At 58.5% G+C, this 24,360-nt stretch carries 17 protein-coding genes; 7 read left to right on the top strand and 10 right to left on the bottom strand.

Annotation, left to right across the window (positions count from 1 at the left end):
- Nucleotides 1–471 (bottom strand): tRNA (adenosine(37)-N6)-threonylcarbamoyltransferase complex ATPase subunit type 1 TsaE, encoded by a 471-nt coding sequence (gene tsaE / locus D8U18_RS07695; RefSeq protein ID WP_131107397.1) that lies wholly within the window; start codon nucleotides 469–471, stop codon nucleotides 1–3.
- On the bottom strand, nucleotides 459–1,958 hold the full coding sequence (locus D8U18_RS07690) for an NAD(P)H-hydrate dehydratase (protein ID WP_130930645.1): 1,500 nt from the start codon (nucleotides 1,956–1,958) through the stop codon (nucleotides 459–461). The genes tsaE and D8U18_RS07690 overlap by 13 nt, the downstream gene beginning before the upstream one ends.
- Before the next feature lie 63 nt (nucleotides 1,959–2,021).
- On the opposite strand from D8U18_RS07690, the gene queG reads away from it, so the two are divergent.
- A complete protein-coding gene (gene queG, locus D8U18_RS07685) occupies nucleotides 2,022–3,137 on the top strand; it encodes a tRNA epoxyqueuosine(34) reductase QueG (protein ID WP_131107396.1) in 1,116 nt (371 codons plus the stop codon).
- On the opposite strand, the gene D8U18_RS07680 is transcribed toward queG, so the two are convergent.
- The 5 genes from D8U18_RS07680 to orn form a co-directional block, all read right to left on the bottom strand.
- Nucleotides 3,128–7,861 (bottom strand): RHS repeat-associated core domain-containing protein, encoded by a 4,734-nt coding sequence (locus D8U18_RS07680; protein ID WP_131107395.1) that lies wholly within the window; start codon nucleotides 7,859–7,861, stop codon nucleotides 3,128–3,130. The two genes, queG and D8U18_RS07680, sit on opposite strands and share 10 nt — an antisense overlap.
- Before the next feature lie 63 nt (nucleotides 7,862–7,924).
- Nucleotides 7,925–8,911 carry a hypothetical protein gene (locus tag D8U18_RS07675; RefSeq protein ID WP_131107394.1) on the bottom strand — a complete coding sequence of 329 codons (987 nt, stop codon included), beginning with the start codon at nucleotides 8,909–8,911 and terminating at the stop codon, nucleotides 7,925–7,927.
- A 207-nt stretch (nucleotides 8,912–9,118) separates the two neighbouring features.
- Nucleotides 9,119–13,075: a DUF6543 domain-containing protein gene (locus D8U18_RS07670; RefSeq protein ID WP_131107393.1), complete on the bottom strand. Its 3,957-nt coding sequence runs from the start codon at nucleotides 13,073–13,075 to the stop codon at nucleotides 9,119–9,121.
- A gap of 113 nt (nucleotides 13,076–13,188) precedes the next feature.
- Complete coding sequence (locus tag D8U18_RS07665) at nucleotides 13,189–13,800, bottom strand: trimeric intracellular cation channel family protein (RefSeq protein ID WP_056852365.1); 612 nt, start codon at nucleotides 13,798–13,800, stop codon at nucleotides 13,189–13,191.
- Nucleotides 13,801–14,019: 219 nt separating this feature from the next.
- A complete protein-coding gene (gene orn, locus D8U18_RS07660) occupies nucleotides 14,020–14,562 on the bottom strand; it encodes an oligoribonuclease (RefSeq protein ID WP_056852364.1) in 543 nt (180 codons plus the stop codon).
- A 107-nt stretch (nucleotides 14,563–14,669) separates the two neighbouring features.
- Between orn and rsgA the strand changes: the two genes are divergently transcribed.
- The 3 genes from rsgA (at nucleotide 14,670) to D8U18_RS07645 (ending at nucleotide 17,459) form a co-directional block, all read left to right on the top strand.
- Nucleotides 14,670–15,701, top strand: a complete 1,032-nt coding sequence (rsgA, locus tag D8U18_RS07655; protein WP_056852363.1) for a small ribosomal subunit biogenesis GTPase RsgA — start codon at nucleotides 14,670–14,672, stop codon at nucleotides 15,699–15,701.
- Nucleotides 15,702–16,008: 307 nt separating this feature from the next.
- Nucleotides 16,009–16,968, top strand: coding sequence for a caspase family protein (locus D8U18_RS07650; RefSeq protein ID WP_131107392.1), 960 nt, complete (start codon nucleotides 16,009–16,011; stop codon nucleotides 16,966–16,968).
- A complete protein-coding gene (locus D8U18_RS07645) occupies nucleotides 16,968–17,459 on the top strand; it encodes a toll/interleukin-1 receptor domain-containing protein (protein WP_056852360.1) in 492 nt (163 codons plus the stop codon). The genes D8U18_RS07650 and D8U18_RS07645 overlap by 1 nt, the downstream gene beginning before the upstream one ends.
- Nucleotides 17,460–17,588: 129 nt before the next feature.
- Here the strand turns inward: D8U18_RS07645 and motB are convergent, their stop codons facing one another.
- Both motB and motA read right to left on the bottom strand, forming a co-directional pair.
- Complete coding sequence (gene motB / locus D8U18_RS07640; RefSeq protein WP_056852359.1) at nucleotides 17,589–18,617, bottom strand: flagellar motor protein MotB; 1,029 nt, start codon at nucleotides 18,615–18,617, stop codon at nucleotides 17,589–17,591.
- Nucleotides 18,618–18,620: 3 nt separating this feature from the next.
- Nucleotides 18,621–19,472: a flagellar motor stator protein MotA gene (gene motA / locus D8U18_RS07635; protein ID WP_056852358.1), complete on the bottom strand. Its 852-nt coding sequence runs from the start codon at nucleotides 19,470–19,472 to the stop codon at nucleotides 18,621–18,623.
- Between the two features lie 166 nt (nucleotides 19,473–19,638).
- Here motA and D8U18_RS07630 point away from each other — a divergent pair, with 166 nt between their 5' ends.
- From D8U18_RS07630 to asd, 3 genes are read left to right on the top strand one after another with little or no spacing between them, the layout of a single operon-like run.
- Nucleotides 19,639–21,177 (top strand): HDOD domain-containing protein, encoded by a 1,539-nt coding sequence (locus D8U18_RS07630; protein WP_131107391.1) that lies wholly within the window; start codon nucleotides 19,639–19,641, stop codon nucleotides 21,175–21,177.
- A gap of 43 nt (nucleotides 21,178–21,220) precedes the next feature.
- Nucleotides 21,221–22,036, top strand: a complete 816-nt coding sequence (locus D8U18_RS07625) for a rhodanese-like domain-containing protein (RefSeq protein ID WP_056852356.1) — start codon at nucleotides 21,221–21,223, stop codon at nucleotides 22,034–22,036.
- 18 nt (nucleotides 22,037–22,054) lie between these two features.
- Entirely contained in the window at nucleotides 22,055–22,915 is an 861-nt protein-coding gene (gene asd / locus D8U18_RS07620; RefSeq protein WP_056852355.1) for an archaetidylserine decarboxylase, read from the top strand.
- A gap of 121 nt (nucleotides 22,916–23,036) precedes the next feature.
- Here the strand turns inward: asd and serB are convergent, their stop codons facing one another.
- A complete protein-coding gene (serB, locus tag D8U18_RS07615; RefSeq protein WP_034148725.1) occupies nucleotides 23,037–24,251 on the bottom strand; it encodes a phosphoserine phosphatase SerB in 1,215 nt (404 codons plus the stop codon).
- Nucleotides 24,252–24,360: the final 109 nt, after the last annotated feature.

Raw genomic sequence — 24,360 nt, 5'->3', positions numbered from 1 at the left:
CTATTTGGATTCCAATGCCAAAGCGGCACACCAGGCCTCGCCACGCGAGCCCTGGGCTAAAATTTTCAGCGAACGCCCGCTGTCTTGCGGGCTAATGGTAATGGTCAGGTCGGGCTTTGGCAAAAAGCCTGCACCTTTATCGGGCCATTCGATCAGACACAGGGCGTCATCTTCGAAGTAGTCGCGGATACCAAGGAATTCCAGCTCTTCGGGGTCGACCAGGCGATACAGGTCGAAATGGAAGGCGCGAATGTCACCGATCTCGTAAGGCTCGACCAGGGTGAACGTCGGACTTTTCACCGCCCCGACATGGCCCAGGCCACGGATGATGCCCCGCGACAGCGTGGTTTTACCCATGCCGAGATTACCCTCGAGAAAAATCAGACCGTGCCCTTGAGTCGTCTGAGCGATACGCGCGCCAAACGCGGTCATCGCTTCTTCATCAGCCAGGTACAGGGTTACTTCAGACACGGTGCTTGCTCCTCCAACAACTGACGAATGGCTGGTATCAGATCACTGGCCGCCAGCCCACGGCCGAATTTACCCTGTTGCGCACCGGCATTGGCGTGCAGCCAGACCGCCAGGCAGGCTGCGTCGAACGCCGCCATGCCCTGAGCCAGCAACGCGCCGACCAGCCCGGCCAACACATCGCCCAAACCGGCGGTGGCCATTGCCGGGTGCCCCTGATGGCACACTGCCAACCGCCCGTCGGGACTGGCGATCAAACTGCCGGCGCCTTTGAGCACAACCACGGCTGTATATTTTTTGCTCAATGCATGGGCTGCTGCAGGCCGATCCGCCTGAACCTGCGCCGTGCTGATCCCCAACAAGCGTGCCGCCTCACCCGGATGCGGGGTGATGACGCAATCCCTGGGCAACACCACACGCGCCTCGGCCAGCAGGTTCAGCGCATCGGCGTCCCAGACTTGCGGTAACGGCGCGTTGGCGGCGGCGGACAACAAGCTGCGCCCCCAGCCAGCCTGCCCAAGTCCCGGGCCGACAACCAGCACGGAAACTTTTTGAAGCAAACCCATTAACTGATTGGCTGATGAGGCGCCCAAAACCATCGCTTCGGGGATTCTGGCCAGCGCGGCGGGTACATGTTCGCTGCGGGTCGCCACCGAAACCATGCCGGCGCCGCTGCGCAGTGCACTTTGCGCACTCAGCAGGATCGCGCCGCCGAAACCGCGATCACCACCGATCAGCAGCACATGGCCGAACTTGCCTTTATGGGAAGCCGGTGCGCGGGAGGCCAGACGCGGAAGATTGTTGGCTGACAAGCGACGGGCACTGATCGGTGCCCCCTCAAGCAACTGCGGGTCGGCGTGCAGATCATTGAAAACCAGCTCGCCCACCACGTCCGCCGCATCGCCCGTGAACAATCCCAGTTTCAAACCAATGAACGTGACCGTCAGGTCGGCTCGCACTGCATCCCCCAGAATGCGACCGGTATCCGCGCACAACCCGGATGGAATATCCACCGCCACCACCGGCAGCTCGACGGCATTGATCGCACCGATAGCGCTGCGGTATGGCTCGCGCACTTCGCCGGTCAAACCCGTGCCCAGCAACGCATCCAGTACAATGCCACGCAACTCGGACGCGACTGCCCAGTGTTCAATGAAGACTTTTTCAGATACAGCCTCGGCATGTGCCAATGCCGCATCGCCCTGCAAACGCTGCGGATCGCCCACCGCCAGCACCCGCACGGTCCATCCGGCACGTCGAGCCAGAACCGCCACCAGATAGCCGTCGCCAGCATTATTGCCATGGCCAGCCAATACGCTTAACTCGCTTGCTGCCGGCCATTGGCGGACCATTGCACGCCAGGTGGCCCGTGCCGCGCGCTGCATCAATTCGAAGCCCCTGGTGCCGGCCGCGATCAGGCTCGCATCGAGTGCTCGCACCTGGGCGGCGCTGTACAGCGCGTCGGGTATTTCATCTTTAGTGTGCGGCATGCGTCTTCGGGCTCCGATGTCTGGCAGAATTATACGCACCTCAGCTCCGGTTTCTCTCGCCTCATGCCCGCTATTACTACAGATCTGCCCGCCCTCGCCCAATCCATCAAGGATTGGGGTCGTGAGCTGGGCTTTCAGCAAGTCGGCATCAGTGGTCTCGACCTGGCCGAGCATGAGCAGCATCTGCAGCGCTGGCTCGAAGCCGGCTATCACGGCGAAATGGACTACATGGGTGCCCACGGCAGCAAACGTTCGCACCCGGAAGAACTGGTGCCGGGCACTTTGCGCGTGGTGTCGCTGCGCATGGACTACCTGGCCGGCGACACGCAAATGGCAAAAGTGCTGGCCCAACCGGAAAAAGCTTATGTCTCGCGTTATGCCTTGGGCCGCGATTACCACAAATTAATTCGCAAGCGCGTGCAACAACTGGCAGAAAAGATTCAAGCCGTCATCGGCCCCTTCGGCTACCGCGCCTTTGTCGACAGCGCCCCGGTGCTGGAAAAAGCCATCGCGGAGCAAGCCGGCCTCGGCTGGATCGGCAAAAACACCCTGGTCCTGAATCGCAAGGCCGGCAGTTACTTCTTCCTCGCCGAACTGTTCGTCGACTTGCCGCTGCCGGTGGACTCGCCCCACGCCACCGAACACTGCGGCCGCTGCACCGCGTGCCTCGACATCTGCCCGACCAATGCCTTCGTCGGCCCCTATGTGCTGGATGCCCGGCGCTGTATTTCCTACCTGACCATTGAACTCAAGGGTGCGATTGCCGAAGAACTGCGGCCGTTGATCGGCAACCGGGTGTTCGGTTGCGACGACTGCCAGATCGTTTGCCCGTGGAACCGCTTCGCCCGTCCGTCCGGGGAAAGCGACTTCAAGCCACGGCACAACCTGGACAACGCTGAACTGGCCGAATTGTTCATGTGGGACGAGGACAAGTTTCTCAGCAGCACCGAAGGCTCGCCGTTGCGGCGCGCCGGTTACGAAAGTTGGCTGCGCAATCTGGCAGTGGGGCTGGGGAATGCGCCTTCAACGATTCCGGTGCTGGAAGCGTTGAAGGCGCGACGGGAGTATCCGTCGGAAATGGTCAGGGAGCATGTGGAGTGGGCGTTGCGTCAGCATGTCGAGCGACAATCCGGCGCTGGGCCACTTCCCGCCCGCTCACCTGGCGTCGATCAAGTGTGACCAGCAATGTCCAGGATTTCCACCACATGGCTTTTTTCATGAATGGCAAACGTCACCCGATCTTTTGCACCCAGTCGCACCGCCCATTGATTGCTGGTGCCGAGATACTTTTCGTATTTGGGATCACCCATGCGTTGGCTGGCAACCTTGGGGTGCAGTCCTTGATCGAGACCATCCCTGAATATTGCCCATTCGCCCAATTGGGCGGGTTTCATATCAACCGGAATTGACTCATCACCCACACCGGTACGCGTCCATTTCTGCGGCGCGCTGGCTCCATTGTCACTCGCCTGGGCGGCCTTCGCATTTTTTATTGCTCCTTTACCTTTGAGCATCGGCGGCATTTTTTTTGCCTTTCCTTTTTTCATTCCCTTGGCCATCGCTTTGGCTGCTGTCGTGGGATCGCCGCTCAACCCCGGCTTGAAGGCATTGGCAAGCGTATTTCCAGTCTTGATCGCACTTTTGCCCAACGCGCCCAGACCAGCGGCAGCCGACAGCCCGCCAGCGGCCAGACTTCCCCAGCCGAGCAGTGCACCCACGCCCGAGTCCGGCGCGATTTCATCCACTATGATGCCGGCAATCCCCAGCGTTGCGGAGGTAGTGGCAAATGCCAGACTCAGCAACGCCAGTGGCGTTGTTGCGCCCAGCGTGGCGATGCTCAGCGCCAGGCCGGCAAGCGACAAGACGATCCCCAGCACCGATTCCCACACGTGTCCGGTTGGGTCAACCCGATTGATCGGATCGCCTGCGCAATATGCGTAGGGATTCAACCCGCCGGCATCGAAAGGACTCAGGCTATCGGGGCTTACAAAGCGCATCAGAGCAGGGCAATAGGCGCGGTAACCATTGCCCAGTAGATACAAGCCGGTCAGCGAATCAAGTTGCTCACCATTGAACCCCAGCAAACTGAACAACCCACCCTCCGCCGGACGATGCCCATAAGGGCTGTAGGCGTAATGACGGCTCTGCCCACCTTGCAACTCGGCGAGCACACTCTGTTGTTGATCGATACCCAGCAGGCGGACGCCCGCATCAGCCCCCTTACGGTTCTGGCCCAGTAAAATGCCTGTCGGGCGCAAAGATGTGGAGTTATCAGTACCGCAAATCTCGTTGCTCACCCGGCCGTCCCGATAGTAACGCTGGATCGGCGGTCCCGATGGCTGTGACAGTTCGACCAGCTGATCCCGAGCATCGTAGTGATAACCCCGTACCACTGCGCCTACCGCAGTCGCCACTTGGGTCAAGCGCCCCAGAGCGTCGTAAGTGAATTGACGCCCCTGATCATCCACAAGCAAGTGGCCGTTGGCGTCATACTGCAACGCCACTGGCGCCGGATAGTCCGGATGGCTGTGGCTGATACCCGTCAACTGGGTCGGATCATTGGCGCCGTATTCGAATGACGCGACGTTGTTGCCATCAGGAAACTCGGTTTGCAGCGTGATGATGTTGTCAAACGCATCGAACACATAGGTCTGCCGGATGATTTCTTTACCCTGGATATCTCGCGGCCGCTGCGTGCCACTGCATGAATATTGGCTGAGCCGACCGCGGGAGTCATAAGAGAACAGCTCGTCACGCAATACCTCGTCGCCCTGCTTCAAGGTTTTTTGCGCCAACTTGCCCGCCAGGCTGTAGCGCGACGTCAGAACGCACTCGGCGCTAGCGCTGATCTGGAACGTACGGGAGATTTCACGCCCCAGATCGTCGTAGGCCAGTCGGGTCACCAATTCGCCTCGAGCTTCGGCCGCTTGCGTAGCAATGGTGGTCAATTGACCCAAGGCGTTGTAGGCAAACGTGGCTTTGAGCGCCCGCTGCTCAAAGGATCGCGGGCGTCCTGCTTCGTCGTAATCGGTCTTGTGTTCGTCACCCAACACGTCAATGAAACTGAGCGGACGACCGCCCAAGGTATAGGTGTAAGAAGCGCTCTGGCGGTTCGAACCGACCTTCGATGTTTCACGCTTGAGCCGTCCGGAGCGGAAGTACTCAAGCTGGATTTCACTGTCCTGCTCGACACATTTCGTCAGTTCGCCTAGACACGGATGGTACTCGTACCGGGCCAGCAATCCGCTCGTCCGTCGCTGCGTTATCTGCCCACCGAGATGACGTTCGTACATAAACTCGATCCGCTCGCCGGAAGGTGTCTGCTTCCAGGCCGGCTGACTGTTACCGGCCTCGTATCCGGCGCGACTCGTCCGCCCGCCGCAACTGCTCTGAATCAAGCGCCCGAGCCCGTCAAAGCGTTGCTGCCCCAAACTACGCCCGGCCACCGTGACGTTAACAGGCAAGGATTCATGGCTGTGCGCCGCGTACTCGGTCTCTACCGCATGGCCGTCGGGCAGAAGACTGCGAGTCAGGCGATTGAAAATGTCATATTCATACAGGGTGCGATTACCAACCGGGTCAGTCTGCCGGACACGGCGACCCAGGCCATCATACTCATAGAGGTACTTGCCCTGGGTTTGCCCACGAGTGTCGAACAGTTCGACGCTGTCAGGCTTGCCGAAGTAATTGTAGGTCGTGACCGATTGACCCATGCCCTCAACCCAAGTCCTCTCCAGCCTGCTGACCGGGTTGTAGTCGTGGTGCTCTTTGCGACCGTCAGGGTGGATCACGGTTTGCACCTGTCCCCAATCATCAAAGACAAAGCCTGTGGTCAATTCCCGCTTTTGCCCGGGCCACCAATCGGTCAGCACTTCGCCAACCAATTGACCGAGACTGTCGTATCTCGCGGCGTAGACCTGTCGAAACTCACCCAGACTCGATTGATCCGACTCCTGTTCCTCGATAGCGATGACTCGGCCGAGGCCGTCATATAAGGTCTTTTGCTGCACGCCGTTTGCATCAGTACGCAGCGTCGTCGCCGGCAATCCAGGCCCTTGGGCCCGTCGATACTCGGTTCTGCGGGTGGCTGTAAAATCGGTGTCGGGCGCCACGGTCTCGCTCAACACCCGGCCGATGCGGTCGTAGGTGAACAGAACCAGCCCTTCATCTTCCGTTTGCTCCGACAGTTTCCAGCCGTTGAGCGCTGAAAACCTCTGGGTTGATGTTCTTTGGGTGCCATCGAATCCAGTCTGAACGGTTGTCAGATTGAGCGTCGTACCACTGAGGGTGTACTGAAATTCGGTTTCCGAGGTCTGGCCGTTCCGGGTGATGCTCTGGGTTTGCAGTAGGCCGTGACGCCGTTTGTCCAGCGGCAGATCGATGTAGGACAGATCAGTCTGCGTACGCAGAATGTCGCTTTCGGTCGTTCGCTCGTACAACGAATGCTGCTCGACAACCACATCGCGGCCGGTCGATTCGGCGCCACCAAGCATTCGATAGCGATAACGAACCAGTGTGGTCGCAGCGTCGACAAAACCTGGCGCCGGCAGCACGGTTCTTTGCTTTTCGAAGCGCACGAAGCCCAACGGATCGGCAGGACAACCGTCGGTTTTGGTTGCAGGATAAAACTCCGAGAGTGTCACCACCCCGTCAGGCGCGACATGTTTGATCAGGTTGCCAAACGTATCGAATTCGGTCTCGGTCACTTCTTCACGCGAAGACTTGCTCTTGAGATCCTCATAACGCTGCGTCTGAACGCGAGGCATACGAAACTGCGCGGGCTGCTGATTGAAGGGCTTGCTCGGATCAAGGTGGTACTCGATCGTCTGGGCCGTCACTTTCTGATTGCAGCTCGTAACCTGCGAGACCAGTAAATGGTATTTGTTGTAGGTCCGTGTGGTGGTGCTGTGCACAGTTGCGCCGGCCATCAGGGTTTCGGTGGAGGTGTATTGATAGCTCGAGGAACTTTGGTAAAGCGTGTCACCGTCCTGCGACCAGCGGATGTCTTCGTCATCGAAACCAAGAAAGTTATTCGACGAAAATGCATAGTTCGTAGTGATTGCCGGTTGGTGTTGCCCCGGGAACAAGGTGTGTGAGATCACACAGGGCATTGTCCGCATGGGCGCGTCCAGCGGCAATCGGTGGCCATCATCCTGGTATCCGATCAGCTCGCGGGCGCCCAAGGGCGAAACAACTTGCGTCAGGCAGTTCAACCCGCCAATGCGCTCGTACGTCAGCGACCAGACTTCCCCTTCCGGTAACCGAACGGCGGCCACTTCACCATTGGCCAGCGTGAGTGCAAAGATCGCCGCGTACTCGGTGTCGGGATATTGGGTGAGCGTCACCTGACCAGACGTACGAACTATTTTCAGCAGCGTCCCCTGAGCGTCCCGCACCGCCGACAATACCGGTTCGCCATCGATCGCGGTGTAGTCGAGCATGATCGCGGCACCGTTGGCGGCGACGATTCTTGTCGGCACCGCCTGGTTACTGGTGCCGAATAAGAGCAGCTCTTCACGCAAACCACTTTTGTGCAAAACGTCAAAGCGTCCGGCACCGGCGCGCAGTACCTTGAGCGTTTCGAGTTTCAACTCATCAAAAACCAGTTGCGTGGACGTCTGTCTGGCTTTGTACCGTTCACCTCCCGACAAAATGAACATGCCACTGGTCACGTCGTACCGAGTCAGCGCCATTGACCAGCCCTGGCCCAAGCCACTGTCGGAGCCGTTGAGCGGACTGAAGAACAACCTGATCGGCATGTGTGGGCCGTTCAAGCGTCCGGAGTTTAATTCACCCAACGACAACGAACAGTTGTAAATCCCCGTACGGGGATCGACGCCACCAACCAGAAACCCATCAAAATTAAACGCATTGGAATGAATACTTGCTTGTTTATCCGTCATTTGAACTCCTTTCAAATGTCTGACTTGCTTCAGGACAAAAACTGAAGAGACCGGGAAATACATTCAACCGTTGCGCAACAAGAATTCGCTACTTTGTATATCGATAATCAACGAGAGGTGATGGGTATTACCGAACTCATCAATGACAGTAAACATAAAGGAATCCAACCTTTCTTCCTCGCCGCTGTATTTATAGACGGGCGGCACCCCCTTGAAAGCGGCCAACTCTCCGTGGCGTTTATTAACTGGCAGATTAAATCCAATAATCCTTATCTCTTTTGCCTGCACGGGTGCGATCACACCCGTAAAGGATCTTGGAACAGGGTGCGAAAAAATCAATCCGGTGTAGCAGAATTGAATCGGATACCTACCGGACCCTCCATATTGCTGAGTATCCCAATCCAACAGCTTTACTTGTCGCCCTCCTGCATACAGACCCAAATCATAACGAAACAGCGCGGCACCATTAAACTGCCCCTCAATACGTTGCGCCTTCCAGGTAAATTGATCATGACTGAAAGCCGGACTTCGCTCAGCAATAACCACAACACTTTTATTGAACTTGGTACCGTTCGGGTTAATCGTATTGTTGCTTCTGTAAACTTTTCCCTGAACCGTCACTTCAGCGGCAATCTGCAACTGCCCTTCTTCCGAGGACGACACCCAAAACTCTATTGGAGTGCCCGTGCTACCGCCACCCCCCGGGGACTGAACCACGCCTGGCATTTCGTGGACGTATCTGTTTTCTTCGCGGCTCACGCTCCAACCCGGCATCGGCTGGCCGGTATAAGCGTCTTGGGTCAACGGCTCTCCATCGTGATACCGAATCAGCTTTGTGGTGATAAGGTCCGGGTAATAAGGTATCGGCACCGGCATACCAGAATCGTCGACGGCTTCGACAAACACCCATACCCGGGTTTGCATTCTGCCATTTGCATATATTCTTTTGGATTCGATACCGGGAACTTCAAAGCGCACATCCAGGCGCGACAGCCTGACTGCCGCTTGCTCAGCGGATGGGCCGGATGCCAGATCTTGCATATCACTCATATAACTTCCTTATTATTGATCGAGCCGCCAGACATTGCCGACCCCAGACAATCAATAACAAAAGTCGCCCATCACTTCAACCAATCCACCCCACCAACTTCCCGCTTTGCCCCGCCAATAAAAAAACCAATTCTTACAGCATGTTTCCAAGCAATAAATCTTGTAATCTTAAATCACCTGCAGTTTGGCGAAGCTCAAACAAAAAACTTAATCGCCTCCTCCAGATCCTTCATCTGAAGACCCCATACCGCTATCGTCTGATTCCACATCACTGCCCATATCACTACCACTGAAAATTTCCGCCTCACCATCAAACTGAATCAATAGTTGTCTGTCGAGACTGGAATTTTCTTCATATTCGGCAATACGCTGCCTGCTTGATTCGCTTAAAGGATTGTCACAAAAGTTATAGGTAACCTTGCGTATATCATCGACCTCGAACATTTCATCTGGCAGTTCAACTATTTGATTGCCGTTCAAATCGGCGTAACGCAACTTTTCCAGCTCAAACAGTCCTTCAGGAACTTCCTTTAAATCGGTATCACTCAATCTTAATTGTTCCAGCTTTTTCATGTGACCGACGTAGGGCGTGAGGCTTAAAGGGTTGTTGCGCAAATCCAGTTCTTCCAGAGCGTCCATGTGTGCAAGGCCTTCCACGGCTGCTTCGTCCAGTCGCAGGTTGCAGTTTTCCAGATTAAGGACAACCAGCTCGCGCATCCGGAAGGTTACGTTGGGAAATGCGTCGAGCCATAAGCCACGCATAGTCAGAAATTTCAGATTGAGAAAGCTTTCAAGAAAGTTGCCCACTCGCAAATAAGGGCTGCTATTGATCAGCACAAACTCGGAAACATGGCTAAAGTCGGCTGACAGCGCAGGCAGGCTGCCAACGATGTCGAGCCTGAAAAAAAAACGGCCGGTATCGAAAGGATTATTCTCTGTCACCCGTTGACTCCAACTCGCTTGCAGCTCTTGATTAAACAGGGCTCTGCGCTGCCTTTGCACGGTTGACTCTTCGGTGGTCAGTGCAATGCCTGTCTGCGGGTGAAGCAAGGGCACATCAGCACTCCACACCTCCAGCTCATTGACCAGCGTAATGTGTTCGTTTTCCAGCCTGGCAACAGCCAGCAGTGGGTCCCCGGTCAATCGCTCACTACGCAAGGCCGCCATCTGCTCTTCAGAAAGCGTTGGATACAGGGCTCGAAGCCGTTGTTCGATGGATTGCGTCTGCGCGGGATCGAGATCCCCGCCACCCAACAAGTAACCAGAACGCCCCACGGCAAGCCCCATGGGCGATCGGACGGCAGGCCCCAGCGCTGGCTGCTTGAACAACGCGCGCACCAGAGCACGATCCAGCAGTGGTTGTCGTCTGAGCATTTGTTTCAGTTCGGCCCACTGCCCCACATGGGGCAACCCCAACGAAAGACGTTGCGTGTCGGGAAGCGCGTGCATCACCGCGCCATACAGCGTGTCGAACCCATGTAATTGCTCACCGACATTATCGTGTGCCTGGTAGCGCCCGCCCTGCCTGACCAGCACTTTACGCAGCGGAGCTTCAGGGCGACCGATGCTGTCCAGCAACGCCCCATCAAAACGTTTATCACGCATCTCGATGCGGACATCGGCGGACCACCCGTTCAATGTTTCGAGCATGTGCAGCGCCAGCCGGTCGCTGTCCAGGCTGCTGACAGAATCCAGGTAAAGTCCTTCGCAAGCCCGGCTGAGTCGCACCTCTCGCAAATAGAAAAGCGCTTCGTGCGCCATTCGTTGAGTTATTCCAGGATGATTGCGCATGTGCAGGCGATCAGTTGCACTGGCATTACGCGACAGCTCTTGAGCGATCGTTTTCGGCAGATCGGGGAAGATCCGCCGTAGTTGCTGCGTGTCTGCGTCAGCGTGCTGTTCGAAGGCGTCTTCGCGCGCCTGGAACAAGGCGCCACGATGCTCCTCGGCCCAATCGGCCATCCTCGAACGCAACCGCGCTTTTCGCACGTCGATCGCCGGTAATGAATCACCAAACGCCGTACTTTCACCCAGCAGTTTTTTCAGCGTCGCCTCGTCCAGTGACTCAACGATCCCTTGAATTCCATTGGCGTTGCGCAGGCTCTCAGGTACACGGACACCTTGCGCTTGCAGCAGTAGTGCCTGCATCTGGGGATCAGCTTTGGTGTACACCGCCGGATCCGGGCTTTGCAGTTGCGCACGGAATACTTTGATTTGCTCATCAAGCCCGAAGCGCCGAATGCTTTCTTCAAGCAAGGCCGGTGGGCGCCGGACGTGGACGTGCATGTCACGCAGCACGGCTTCATCGACGCCGCTGACGTCCAGGATGCGCCGGGCGGTGACGTCAGAGAAGTCAGCGACTGAATGACCCAAACGACGAAACAACTGTGCGCCTTGCCATTCCATCGGACGCTCGACTTCATGCGCCCAGGCCCCGGCGCCGTTGTGAGTCAGTCGTGGCCGGTAGGCGTTCGCCCGCTGCGGGTGACGGACGCGCCAGGCACTTTCGCCCGGCTCGGTGCGAACCTCGTACAGGCTGCCCTCAAGCGGCAGGAACATCGCTGCGCCGTGGTGATGCAAACCCAGTTCGTCCGGCACCGAATCGGCAGGCAACGAGGCAGCGAACTCATAAGGCGTCAGATCAGGGTTCCACAAGCGCGTGCGTCCATCTTCCAGCACGACGGGCTTGAGACTGTCGACAAAGGTCGAAGGCTTGATAGCCAGCACTTTCCCGGCCACCGCGCCGCCCACCGCGAATGCGCCCAGTTGCGCGAGATTTTCAGCGATGGCCATCAAGTGATCAGCCGCCTCGACCACCTGACCTTCGGTCCAATCCAGAATGCCGGTACAGGTCTCGTCCAACAATTGGTAGGCGGTGTACGCCAACATCAATTCGCCCAGAAACGGCACAAAGGGGACCGCCACCAGGGCCGCGACCTGCAATACGATCGAGGCGACCTTTTCCAGGCTGTCCCAGGTTGCCCAGCGAGAGTTGCGGTCGGTGTCTGCGCAAGGCACGGCAATGGCGCGGGCATCATTGAGAATCTTGTTGAGCTTGTCCTGGTACAACTCTGTCCATGGATCACCCTGTACCCGGCGCGAACTCCACTTCATTACGGTAGAAGGATCATTGAGCGCGGCAAAAAAATAGCCTCGCCGTTCATGAGCGACGAACCGGGCAAAAAAACGCTGGTAGTGCGCAGAACGCAACCGCTGTGCCAAATCTGCCCTGAAAGCAGCCGTCGACGGGTACTCTTTGAGCGGATGCTGCGGATCGTCGGGGATGTACACGAGCACCGGTTCCACTCTGGTAGCACGGTCCAGATCACCGGCCAGCAGCATGATCCCGGTCAGCTTCGCCTCCATGACCTGCAATTGGTAGCACTGCAAAACCCGGGCACCCAGGGCAGGCCTGGCGCCGCCATCGAGCAGATGCAACAAGGACGCGTGAGAGTGCAGGCCGATATCCCCTTTCATGCGGGCCAGGAGTATCGCAGCCCTGAACGCGTCTTTCTGGCTGGTCTTTACATTGAGTTCCAGTACTGCCCTGGCCAGAGCATCCTTGGGCAATAACAACGTTTCCAGTTGCTGGTTGTACTGGCCGCCAATGTCCAGTTCACGACACATCGAAACAAAAGCGCTGACACTCATGCGTTGATTAATGGCGAGCACATCAAATTGCCCGGACATGCTGGGCTCGCTGATAAAACAGGAAGCTGAATCAAAGTAGCGGATGCCTGCTTCCTTTGCCTCAAAGTTGCGCAACGCTGCATCCAGCAAGGAAACGGTCCTGACTTGATAGCCCACTAAAATGCCGGTCGGCAGATAGAGCCTCAAGTAGGTGCGGGTGACATCCACTTCAATGGCGAAGCGTTCTTTCAGTGCCTGTCGAAGCAGGGGTTCAGCAAACTGACGGACATTTGCCAGCGACTCGAACAGCCGATCAACCTTGTTTTGCGATACCCAACTGGCCTTGATGGCTAGCGCCAGCGCCGCGTGAGAAGCCGCCGAGGCGGTCTTGTACCATTGAGGAATCGCCACCGGGGTGCGCTTCAACGCCAGGCGCCTGTCTGGCGAAGCGCGAGTCAGCCAGTCGGGAATTCTTTCTTCAATGAATTGTTGGTGAGGGTTGTAAGGGCGTTGCTGTGCGGAAGTTTCAAACATACGGGTAGCCTATAAGCCGACGTAAAACCGTAGCTTATTGAACTGCCCACTCACAAAAGGCTACATAGTTACCGCACTCACCCTTGCACAGCGTGCTCACGTTTCACTGAAACTTACTGTTCGTCGTTATAAACGAACTTGGGCATTTCCCAGTGAAAACGTATCGCCAGCAAGCGCAGCAAAAAGCCGCCAAACAACGTGATCAGAATCGCCTGCTCTCCCGGCAAGTTCAGGTAAAGACAGAACATGTAGCACCACGCCGCCGCGAAAGAGACGCTGGCGTACAGTTCGCGACGGAAGATCAGCGGGATGTCGTTGCAGAAAATGTCCCGCAGGATGCCGCCGAAAACCCCGGTGATCACGCCACTGACCGAGGCCACCAGCATGCCGTGGCCCATTTCCAGGGCGGTCATGCAGCCGATCAGGGTGAACGCCACCAGCCCCACGGCATCGAGCACCAGAAACAGCGAGCGCAGGTGGCGCATCCAGCGGGCGGCAAACACGGTGAACATCGCCGCGATGGACGTCAGCACCAGGTATTCCGGGTGCTTGACCCAGGTCAGCGGGTAGTGGCCGAGCAGCACGTCACGTACCGAACCGCCACCCAGCGCCGTGACGCAGGCGATCAGGACCACGCCAAACCAATCCATGCCACGACGCCCCGCAGACAATGCACCAGTCATGGCTTCGGCGGTGATGGCGATCAGGTAGAGCATCAGCAACATGGTGGCGGTCCTTGCAAAAAGGCGCGCAGTCTACGCACTTCGCCGTGGCATCAAAAGAGGGCGCACGAAAGCAATGAGGCGAGGGAGCTTGCTCCCGCTGGAGTGCCAAGCGCTCCCTTGCCTTCTTCCGGTCAGAGCGCATTTGCAGTCCTTACGACTGCTACGCAGCCGAGCGGGAGCAAGCTCCCTCGCCACAATAGCCCCGCGCCAGCCAACGGATCAAAACTTGATGAAATGCTTGCGATAGTGCTGCAGCTCGGCGATCGATTCGCGGATGTCGTCCAGCGCCAGGTGGGTGCTGCCCTTCTTGAAGCTGTCGCGAACGTCCGGCGCCCAGCGTGCGGCCAACTCTTTAAGCGTGGACACGTCGAGGTTGCGATAATGGAAATAGCTTTCCAGGGATTTCATGTGCGTATAAAGGAAGCGACGGTCCTGGCAGATGCTGTTGCCACAGATCGGCGACTTGCCCTTCGGCACCCACTTCTCCAGGAACGCAATGGTCTCGGCTTCGGCTTCGGCCATGCTGATGCGGCTGTCGCGCACGCGTTGGGTCAGGCCAGAATTGCCGTGGGTGCGGGTATTCCATTCGTCCATGCGGGCGAGGACTTCATCGCTGTGGTGGATGGCGATCACCGGACCTTCGGCCAAGGTGTTCAGATCACTGTCAGTAACGATGGTGGCCATTTCGATGATGACGTCGTTTTCCGGATCCAGACCGGTCATTTCCAGGTCGATCCAGATCAGGTTCTGCGAATTTTGCATGTGTCGGCTCCTAGGCAATGCTGCGCAGTTTAGCCTAGGCCGGTGGCCGGGCGTGCTAAACTCGCGGCCGTTTTACCTAATCGCTGCATTCTTTATACGGAACACCCATGGCCAAACGCCAACTCAATCGTCGTCAAAACTGGCGCATCGAAAAGATTCAGGGCGAGCGCGCTGCCCGCGCCGCCAAACGCGAGTCCTCGGCTGTCGAGGCACTCGAGGGTGGCGACCTGGGTCCGGAACAGCACGGCCTGGTGATCGCGCACTTCGGTGTGCAGGTCGAGGTCGAGGCCTGCGAAGGTGCATTGGCCGGCCAAGTGTTCCGCTGCCACCTGCGGGCCAACCTGCCTGCCTTGGTGACCGGTGACCAGGTTGTCTGGCGCGCTGGCAACCAGGGCATCGGCGTAATCGTGGCGCAACTGCCGCGCAACACCGAACTGTGCCGCCCGGACAGCCGTGGCCAGCTCAAGCCGGTAGCCGCCAACGTCGACATGATCGTCATCGTTTTTGCACCGCTTCCCGAGCCCCACGCCAACCTGATCGACCGTTATCTTGTCGCTGCCGAACATGCGGGCATCAAGCCGCTGTTACTGCTGAACAAGTTCGACCTGATCGACGAAAACAACGCGCCGGCGCTGAACGCCCTGCTCGCGGTTTACCGCACGCTGGGTTACCCGGTGCTGGAAGTCTCGGCGCACCACGGCAACGGCATGGAACAGTTGCAGAAACAGCTGGACGGTCGCATCAGCGTGTTCGTCGGCCAGTCCGGTGTCGGCAAGTCGTCGCTGGTCAACAGCCTGTTGCCGGAAGTCGAGACCCGCGTCGGTCCGTTGTCCGAGCTGTCCGGCCAGGGCACTCACACCACCACCACCGCGCGGTTGTTCCACTTCCCTGGCGGCGGCGAGTTGATCGACTCACCAGGCATCCGCGAGTTCGGCCTGGGACACGTCAGCCGTGCCGATGTCGAGGCCGGCTTCATCGAGTTCAACGATTTGCTCGGCACCTGTCGCTTCCGCGACTGCAAGCACGACCGTGAACCCGGTTGCGCATTGCTCAAGGCTCTCGAAGACGGCCGCGTGCAACAGCAACGAATGAACAGCTACCGCTCGATCATCGCCAGTTTGCCGGAAAACGGCTACTAAACAGGCACCTGCCCCGCCCTGATCCAACGGGGCGGCGGGCTGCCGGTTCTACTGTTTAAATCACCCGCCAACTTAAACGTCAGACATTTCTGTAAGGCGTCTGCACGCATCCCTGTAGGGCATTTCTCTTTCGCGATCGGCACCTTGTGGCGGCCAGCCAATGACCTAAGTTCAAACCCTCTTCGCACTCCTGCGACATCGAGGGACAGCCATTGCAAACCTATCATTTGTTCATCAGCCCTCCGTGGGTCTACCTGTACGCCCCTGCCCACCGCGTCGCCATTTGCCAGCGCACGGCGGTGTAACCATGCGCAAAGGACTGTTCATTGGCATCAACGATTACACCCATGTCTCGCGCCTGAGCGGTTGTTGCAACGACGCCATGGCCATGGCGTCTGTGCTGAAGACCGACGCCAATGGCGACCCGAACTTCAAGAACATCGTGTTGACCTGTGCCGAGGATTACCTGAGTCGAAAGAAACTCGAGGATCAGATCCGCGAGTTGTTTTCCGGGGACTGCAACGTCGCACTGCTGTACTTCGCCGGTCACGGCACTTTCGACGCCGATACCGACGAAGGCATGCTGATCCCGCAGGATTACAGGAACGCCAATGACGGGATTCGCCTCAGCGATGTTCTTAATTGGGCAACCAAAGCCACCCGGATCAAAAACAAGGTGATCATTCTCGACTGCTGCCAGAGCGGCTCGGCAGGCGAACTGCGCGCCTTGCGCAGTGAAGGCAGCGTAGTGGGCGAAGGCATGACCATTCTTACTGCGTGCAAAAAGGAAGAGCCGGCGATGGAAGGCGCCCAACACGGCGTCTTTACCGGCTTGTTGCTCCAGGCTCTGCACGGCGGCGCCGCGAATATCCTCGGCAAGATCACTCCCGGCAGCCTCTATTCGTTTGTCGACAACGCCCTTGATGCCTGGGAACAGCGGCCGGTGTTCAAGACCAACGTGTCGCAGTTCATTTCCCTGCGCGAGGTTTCACCGCTGATCACCAAGGAAATCCTGCGCAAACTGCCCGAGTGGTTTGCCGAAGCGGAATCGGTCTACCCGCTCGCCCCCAGCTTCGAGCCCAGCGAACCCGAGTTCAATCCGGAACACGGCGAGGTCTTCTCTCAACTGCAAAAGTGCAATCGTCACAGCCTGATCGAACCGGTTGATGCCGAACATATGTATTACGCCGCCATTCACTCCACCGGCTGCCGCCTCACCGCCCTCGGTGCCTATTACCGCGAACTCGCAATCAAGGGACATTTCTGATGCCAGTGTTTATCAGCTACCGCCACATGGATCGCGCCTACGCGGTCAACATCAACACCCGCCTGATGCAGGCCAACATCAAGACCTATCTCGATGTGCTGGACGCCGAATCCCAGACCACCGACGACATCACCGGTGTGATCACGCGCAACATCAGTGAATGCACGCACCTGCTGGCAGTGGTGTCGGAAAAAACCGCACTGTCCTGGTGGGTACCGTTCGAAATCGGCGAGGCGACCATCACCAACCGACGCATCTGCTCATTCAAGACCGGCCCAACGGAACTGCCGCTGTACCTCGATAAATGGCCGAAACTGACCAGCGACAGAGACATCGAGTTCTTCATTGATGCCTATCGAAACGAATCGACCATCAAGCGATCGATGTCACTGGAGTCGGTTAACGGCAGCGAGGCGGTGCGCAGCGTCAACAAAACCAACGCCGATCGATTTCACACGGATCTCAAATCCAGGATCATTCGCGGTTTCTGAAGGATCAGGTCGGCTGTCAGTCCGACATCGCTGGCAAGCCAGCTCCCACAGGAATCGTGCCCACACGGAGAATGCAGCGGCCTGATAAACGCCGAAAAAAAACCGACATCACTGTCGGTTTTTTTGGGATCACTGCTTCGCTGGCTCAGCCGGCTTCGGCGCCGGATCATCAAACAGATTCAAACGCTCGCGCAGCTCGTGGGCCGGCAGCGGTTCCTTGTCTGCCGGCAGCGCATTCGGGTCGACCGGTGCAGCCGGGGTGGCGCCTGGCGCTGCAGAACCTTGCGGTGCATCAGGAGCAGGTTCCGCGCCTTGCGAACCTTCAATGGCGCGCTGGGCTTTCTTGGTCAGCACCACAATGTCGATGCGACGGTTGACCGGGTTGAACGGATGTTCACGGTCGAACAAGGCAGACGAGGCATAACCCACCACCCGCGCCACCTGCCCGTCCGGATAACTGCCCGCCACCAGCGCACGGCGGGCGGCGTTGGCACGGTTGGCCGACAGTTCCCAGTTACCGAAATCGCCCTGGCCGCTATACGGTTTGGCATCGGTGTGGCCGCTGATGCTGATCTTGTTCGGCACCGCTTTGATGGTGTCGGCCATGGCCAGCAGGATGTCTTCGAAATACGGTTTCAGACGCGCAGAACCCGAGTCGAACATCGGCCGGTTTTCGGCATCGACGATCTGGATGCGCAAGCCGTCCGGGGTGATCTCGAACATGATCTGGTCTTTGAATTTCTGCAGCTGCGGGTTCTCTTCAACCTTGTTTTGCAGTTCTTGCAGCAACAACTCGAGACGTTCCTTCTCGACCATTTCGGCCATGCCTTCGACCTGTTCGGCGTCGACGGTCACCTTGTCCGGTTGCGGCTGGGACTTCACCTCGGGGTTGAGGGTGTTTTCCGGCGCCAGGGTCGGCGTACCGCCAAGGTCGATGATGTACGGCGTGCCGCTTTCGGAAAAGCCGATCGGGTCCTTGAAGTAACCGGCGATGGCGATCTTCTGTTCCGGCGTTGCCGTCGACAGCAGCCACAGCACCAGGAAGAACGCCATCATCGCCGTGGCGAAGTCGGCGAAAGCGATCTTCCACGCCCCGCCGTGATGCCCGCCGGCGATGCGCTTGACGCGCTTGATGATTATCGGCTGGTTATTTTCCATGGCTTAACGACCGCGAACCGCTTGTTCCAGCTCGGCGAAGCTAGGGCGGTGCGCCGGGTACAGAACCTTGCGCCCGAACTCGACGGCCAGCGATGGCGGCATGCCGGAAGCCGAAGCCACCAGGGAAGCCTTGATGGCTTCGTAGACGTTCAGCTCTTCCTTGGCATCGTGGGCCAGGGAATGGGCCAACGGGCCGAAGAAACCGTAGGCAGCGAGAATACCGAAGAAGGTACCGACCAGCGCCGCACCCACGTGCAGGCCGATGGACTTCTGATCGCCCTCACCCAGGGACGCCATGGTCACCACGATCCCCAATACCGCCGCGACGATACCGAAACCGGGCATGGCGTCGGCGATGCCGTTCACTGCATGGGACGGGTGCTCAAGGTCTTCCTTGAGGCTGTAGAGTTCCATGTCGAACAGGCCTTCCAGCTCATGGGGAGCCATGTTTCCGGAAGACATGATGCGCAGGTAATCGCAGATGAACGCGGTCATGCGCTCGTCTTTCAGGACCGTCGGGTACTTGGCGAAGATCGGGCTCGCGGCGGCATCTTCGATATCGCCTTCAATGGCCATCATGCCTTCACGACGGCTCTTGTTGAGGATCTCGTAAATCAGGCCAAGCACTTCAAGATAAAAACCGTGGCTGAAACGCGAACCGAACATGCTCAGGGACTTCTTGAGCACATGCATGGTCATGTAGCCGGGGTTGGCCTGCAAGAATGCGCCGAGGGCCGCACCACCGATGATCATCACCTCGAAAGGCTGGATCAGGGCGGCAATTTTGCCGTGGGAGAGCACGTATCCGCCGAGCACGCTCGCGAATACGACGATGATGCCGATTATTTTAGCCATAGGTAGGAGAGCACTTACTGAGTCGGGTTCAAGGTCATATTCGGAAGTTAAAAAATCTCTTCTTCTACTTATCGGCAAAACTGCGCCAGACTATAGCCAGTTCAGGCGAAAAGCCAATTTGACCCATTCCGGGCGCAGGTAACGCAGACGATGATCGCCTCCAGACATGGTTAACGAAACGAACGTCCCGACTCCCAAACCAACCACGCTCCAAGGCTGGGTCAAGCTTCTGGATGGCGTCCGCCTGCCGGTTCCGCAGGCCAGTCACGACCGCGTCTGCCGGGCAATCCGCGACAGTCGCAGCTCGCTGCGCGACATCGCCGATTTGATGCAGGACAGTCCGGCTTTGGCCTTGAGCGTGATTCGCGAAGCCAACCGCCACACCCACGGCAGCATGACCGAGCCGGCAGAAAACCTTGAGGTAGCGATCAACCGCCTCGGTTTGAAACGCACCGAAGAATTGCTGGAACGCTTGCCTGCCGCGCCCATGGGCGAGATTCCCAAGGCACTGCGTCAGCTACAAATGATCAGCCAGCACGCGACGCAACAAGCCAACGGTTTTTTCGCCAGCCGCCTCGCACGCCTGTGGCAGGACATTCATTGGGGCAGCCTGCTGTTTCTGTCACCGCTGTGGCCCCTGGCATTGACGCATCCGCAGTTGCTCGAAGAATGGGAGCTGCGGGTCATCCATAAAGGCGAGTCGGCGTGTAAAGTCGAAAAGCAGTTGTTTGGCGCGCGCCTGCTGGAAATCGGCCTGGCCCTGGTGGAGGCCTGGCACCTGCCGATCTGGGTGCAGCAAGGCTATAAACTGTTGCTCACCGAACAGCGGGAACTGGTCAAAGTCCTGCGCATTGCCCGCGACAGCGAGCATCCTTTGCGACAGCAAAATCGCCTGGATGACGATCCGACGCTGCGCCGCTGGCTCAACCAGCCCGCCAACACGGTGCTGCTGGCCAACGGGCTGGCGCTGTCGGCGCAACAGGCCTGGGACAGTCCGCACAGCGAGCGCTGGCAGTACCTGACCAGTCTTTACCTGCAAATGCCCATGGACGAGGTGCAACAACAATTGCACCAGCAGGCCGCCAACAGCGCCCGCCATCACGCCATGCCCGACCTTTGGCACCCTGCCGTTGCATTGCTCTGGCCATGGGGCACGAATCGAGTGCATGCCGGTCTGTTGCCAGCCCCGGCGCCGACCGCCGAAGACCTGGCAAAGTGGCGTCGTCAATGTGCCGAATTGCTGATCGAGCCGAGCCGCTTCACCAACGCCATGCACTTGACCACCTCGGCCCGCGACGCCCTGGTCGCGTGCGGCATGCGCCGGGTAATGATCCTGATGGCTGATCGAGCCCATGCCAACCTGCGGGTGCACCAGAGCGCCGGTTTACCGAAAGAAGTGGCCGGGATGAATTTCGCGGTCAGCCAGAGCACGGTGCTGCAACGGCTGCTCGCGCAACAGGCGCAGGTGCGTTTGACGCCAGCCAACAACGCACAGTTTTCCGCCCTGCTGCCCAACAGCCTGCGCTCACAATTCAGCGGTGAGCATCTGTTGCTGCGCTCACTGGTCAATAACGGCCGCGTGATCATGATTGTCGTGGCGGATCAGGACGGCGGTCCCTTTTCGGAAATCACCGTACAAGCCTTTGGCAAAACCGCGCAGTGCATCGAGAAAGCCCTGCACAGCTTTAGCCACCGCGGCCAGTAAGGCTGCGTTACAATCTTCCCTTTTTGTGCCCTGGAGACCTCACATGTCTGACTTCTCTGGCTTGCCGCTGGTGATCGAGCCGAGCGACTTGCTCCCTCGCCTCGATGCCCGCGAACTGATCCTGGTGGACCTGACCAGCAGCGCCCGCTACACCGCAGGGCATATTCCCGGTGCTCGTTTTGTCGACCCCAAGCGCACGCAACTCGGTCAGGCGCCTGCGCCGGGACTGATGCCGCCGCAGGCTGCACTCGAGACGTTGTTTGGTGAGCTGGGACACAACCCCGACGCAGTCTACGTAGTGTACGACGACGAAGGCGGCGGTTGGGCCGGGCGCTTTATCTGGCTGCTGGATGTCATCGGCCACCGCAAGTACCACTATATAGACGGCGGCCTGACAGCTTGGCTGGCGGAAGGCTTGCCGATGTCGATCCAGATCCCGCCAGCCGTGGGTGGTCCGGTTTCACTGACCTTGCATGACGAACCCACCGCTACCCGCGAGTACCTGCAAAGCCGTCTCGGCGCCGCCGACCTGGCGATCTGGGATGCCCGCGGACCGCTGGAATACTCCGGCGAGAAAGTGCTCGCGGCGAAGGCCGGTCATATTCCCGGCGCGATCAATTTCGAATGGACGGCGGGCATGGATCAGGCGCGCCAACTGCGCATTCGCACCGACATGCCGCAGATCCTTGAAAAACTCGGCATCACGCCGGACAAGGAAATCATTACCCACTGCCAGACCCACCACCGGTCCGGCTTCACTTATCTGGTGGCCAAGTCCCTCGGTTATCCGCGGGTCAAAGGCTACGCCGGTTCATGGGGCGAGTGGGGCAATCACCCTGACACGCCTGTCGAGCTTTAAGGTTTTTAAGGACACCCAATGAAAGAACGTTTGTTTATCCTCAGCCAGTACCTGCTGCCCCACCACTTGCTTTCGCGACTGGCGGGCTGCGTCGCCGAATGCCGGGTGCGCTGGTTCAAGAATGCCTTTACCGCCTGGTTTGCCAAGCGCTATCAGGTGGACATGTCCCAGGCATTGGTCGAAGACCTGACGGCCTATGAGCACTTCAACGACTTCTTCACCCGCGCCTTGAAAGACGGCGCACGTCCGTTGGACGAAACACCGGGCGCGATCCTCAGCCCGGCCGACGGTGCGATCAGCCAACTCGGCCCGATCGAACACGGTCGCGTGTTCCAGGCCAAGGGCCACAGTTTCAGCGTGCTGGAATTGCTGGGGGGTGATGCTGCCAATGCTGCGCCTTTCATGGGCGGTGATTTTGCGACCATTTATCTGTCGCCGAAAGACTACCACCGTGTGCACATGCCGCTGGCCGGCACCCTGCGCGAAATGGTCTACATCCCGGGCCGGCTGTTCTCGGTGAACCAGTCCACCGCTGAAAACGTGCCGGAACTGTTCGCCCGCAACGAGCGAGTCGCGTGCATTTTCGACACCGAGCGCGGGCCGATGGCCGTGGTATTGGTGGGGGCGATGATCGTCGCGTCGATCGAAACCGTTTGGGCCGGCCTGGTCACACCGCCCAAGCGCGAACTGAAAACCTTCCGTTACGACGAAGCCGCCCGTGCGCCGATTCATCTGGAAAAAGGTGCGGAACTGGGCCGCTTCAAGCTGGGTTCGACCGCTGTCGTACTGTTCGGGCCGGATCAGGTGAAGTGGACGGAAGACATGGTCGCCGGCGCCCCGGTACAGATGGGCCAGGGCATGGGCCTGCCGAAGGCTTAAAGACCACGCTGTACCTTGTGGGAGCGGGCTTGCCCGCGATTGCGGACTGACCGTCAACCGTGATGTTGATGGTTGGTCAGTCATCGCTGGCAAGCCAGCTCCCACATTGATTTCCAGCGTATCAGAGCTGTCCGTCGCGATCGCGGAAGCCCAGCAAGTACAGCACGCCATCCAGCCCCAGGGTGGAAATCGCCTGCTTGGCCGATTGCTTGACCAGCGGCTTGGCACGGAACGCCACGCCCAACCCGGCAATCGCCAGCATCGGCAAGTCATTGGCGCCGTCGCCCACGGCAATGGTCTGCTCCAGACGCAAACCTTCCTTGTGCGCCAGTTCTTTGAGCAGATCCGCTTTGCGCTGCGCATCGACAATCGGCTCGATCGCCACGCCAGTCACCTTGCCGTCGACCACTTCCAGTTCGTTGGCGAACACGTAATCGATACCGAGCTTGGCCTGCAATTGCTTGGCGAAGTAGGTGAAACCGCCCGACAGAATCGCAGTCTTGTAACCCAGGCGCTTGAGTTCGGCGAACAGGGTTTCAGCGCCTTCGGTCAAGCGCAACGAAGCGCCGATAGAATCCAGTACGCCGACATCCAGGCCTTTGAGCAAGGCCAGACGCTCCTTGAAGCTGGCACGGAAATCCAGTTCGCCGGCCATCGCCCGCTCGGTAATTTCCGAAACCTTGTCACCCACACCGGCGGCCTTGGCCAATTCGTCGATCACTTCGGCTTCGATCAGCGTCGAGTCCATGTCAAACACCGCCAGACGACGGTTGCGACGGAACAGCGAATCCTCCTGGAACGCGATGTCGACGTTCAGCTCCTGGGCGACGCTGAGGAATTCGGCACGCAACGCCTGCGGATCGGCCGCCTCGCCGCGTACGGAAAACTCGATGCAACCCTTGCCTTTATCAGCCGGAGTATCCAGCGGCATGCGCCCGGACAGGCGATCGATGTGATCGATGTTCAAACCGTACTTGGCGGTGATCGAACTCACGGCCTGCAGTTGTCCGGCAGTCACCTTGCGGGTCAACAACGTGACGATGTGGCGCTTTTTGCCCTGGTTGCCGACCCACTGCTGGTAATCCTCTTCGGACACCGGCGTGAAACGCACCTGTTGATCCAGCTCATAGCCCTTGAACAGGATGTCCTTGAGCACGGATTTACCTTGCTCGGTATCGGGAATTTCAACCAGGATGCCGAACGACAAGGTGTCGTGGATCACCGCCTGACCGATGTCGAGAATGTTCACACCACCCTGGGCCAGAACGCCGGTAATGGCCGCAGTCAGACCCGGACGGTCGACTCCCGTGATGTTTATCAGGACGATTTCGCGCAAGGCGCACCCCCGCAGGTGGAAAAAAACCGCATTCTACCCACTTTCAGTGACCATCGGGCACCGTGAGCGCTTTGACGGTCTAGGGCCTGTCGCTATACTGCGCGTCAAC

This window comes from Pseudomonas sp. Sample_10, from assembly GCF_004321495.1.
Taxonomy (GTDB): Bacteria; Pseudomonadota; Gammaproteobacteria; order Pseudomonadales; family Pseudomonadaceae; genus Aquipseudomonas.
The sequence above is the reverse complement of the archived record's forward strand: the minus strand, read 5'-3'. Positions and strand labels throughout refer to the sequence as shown.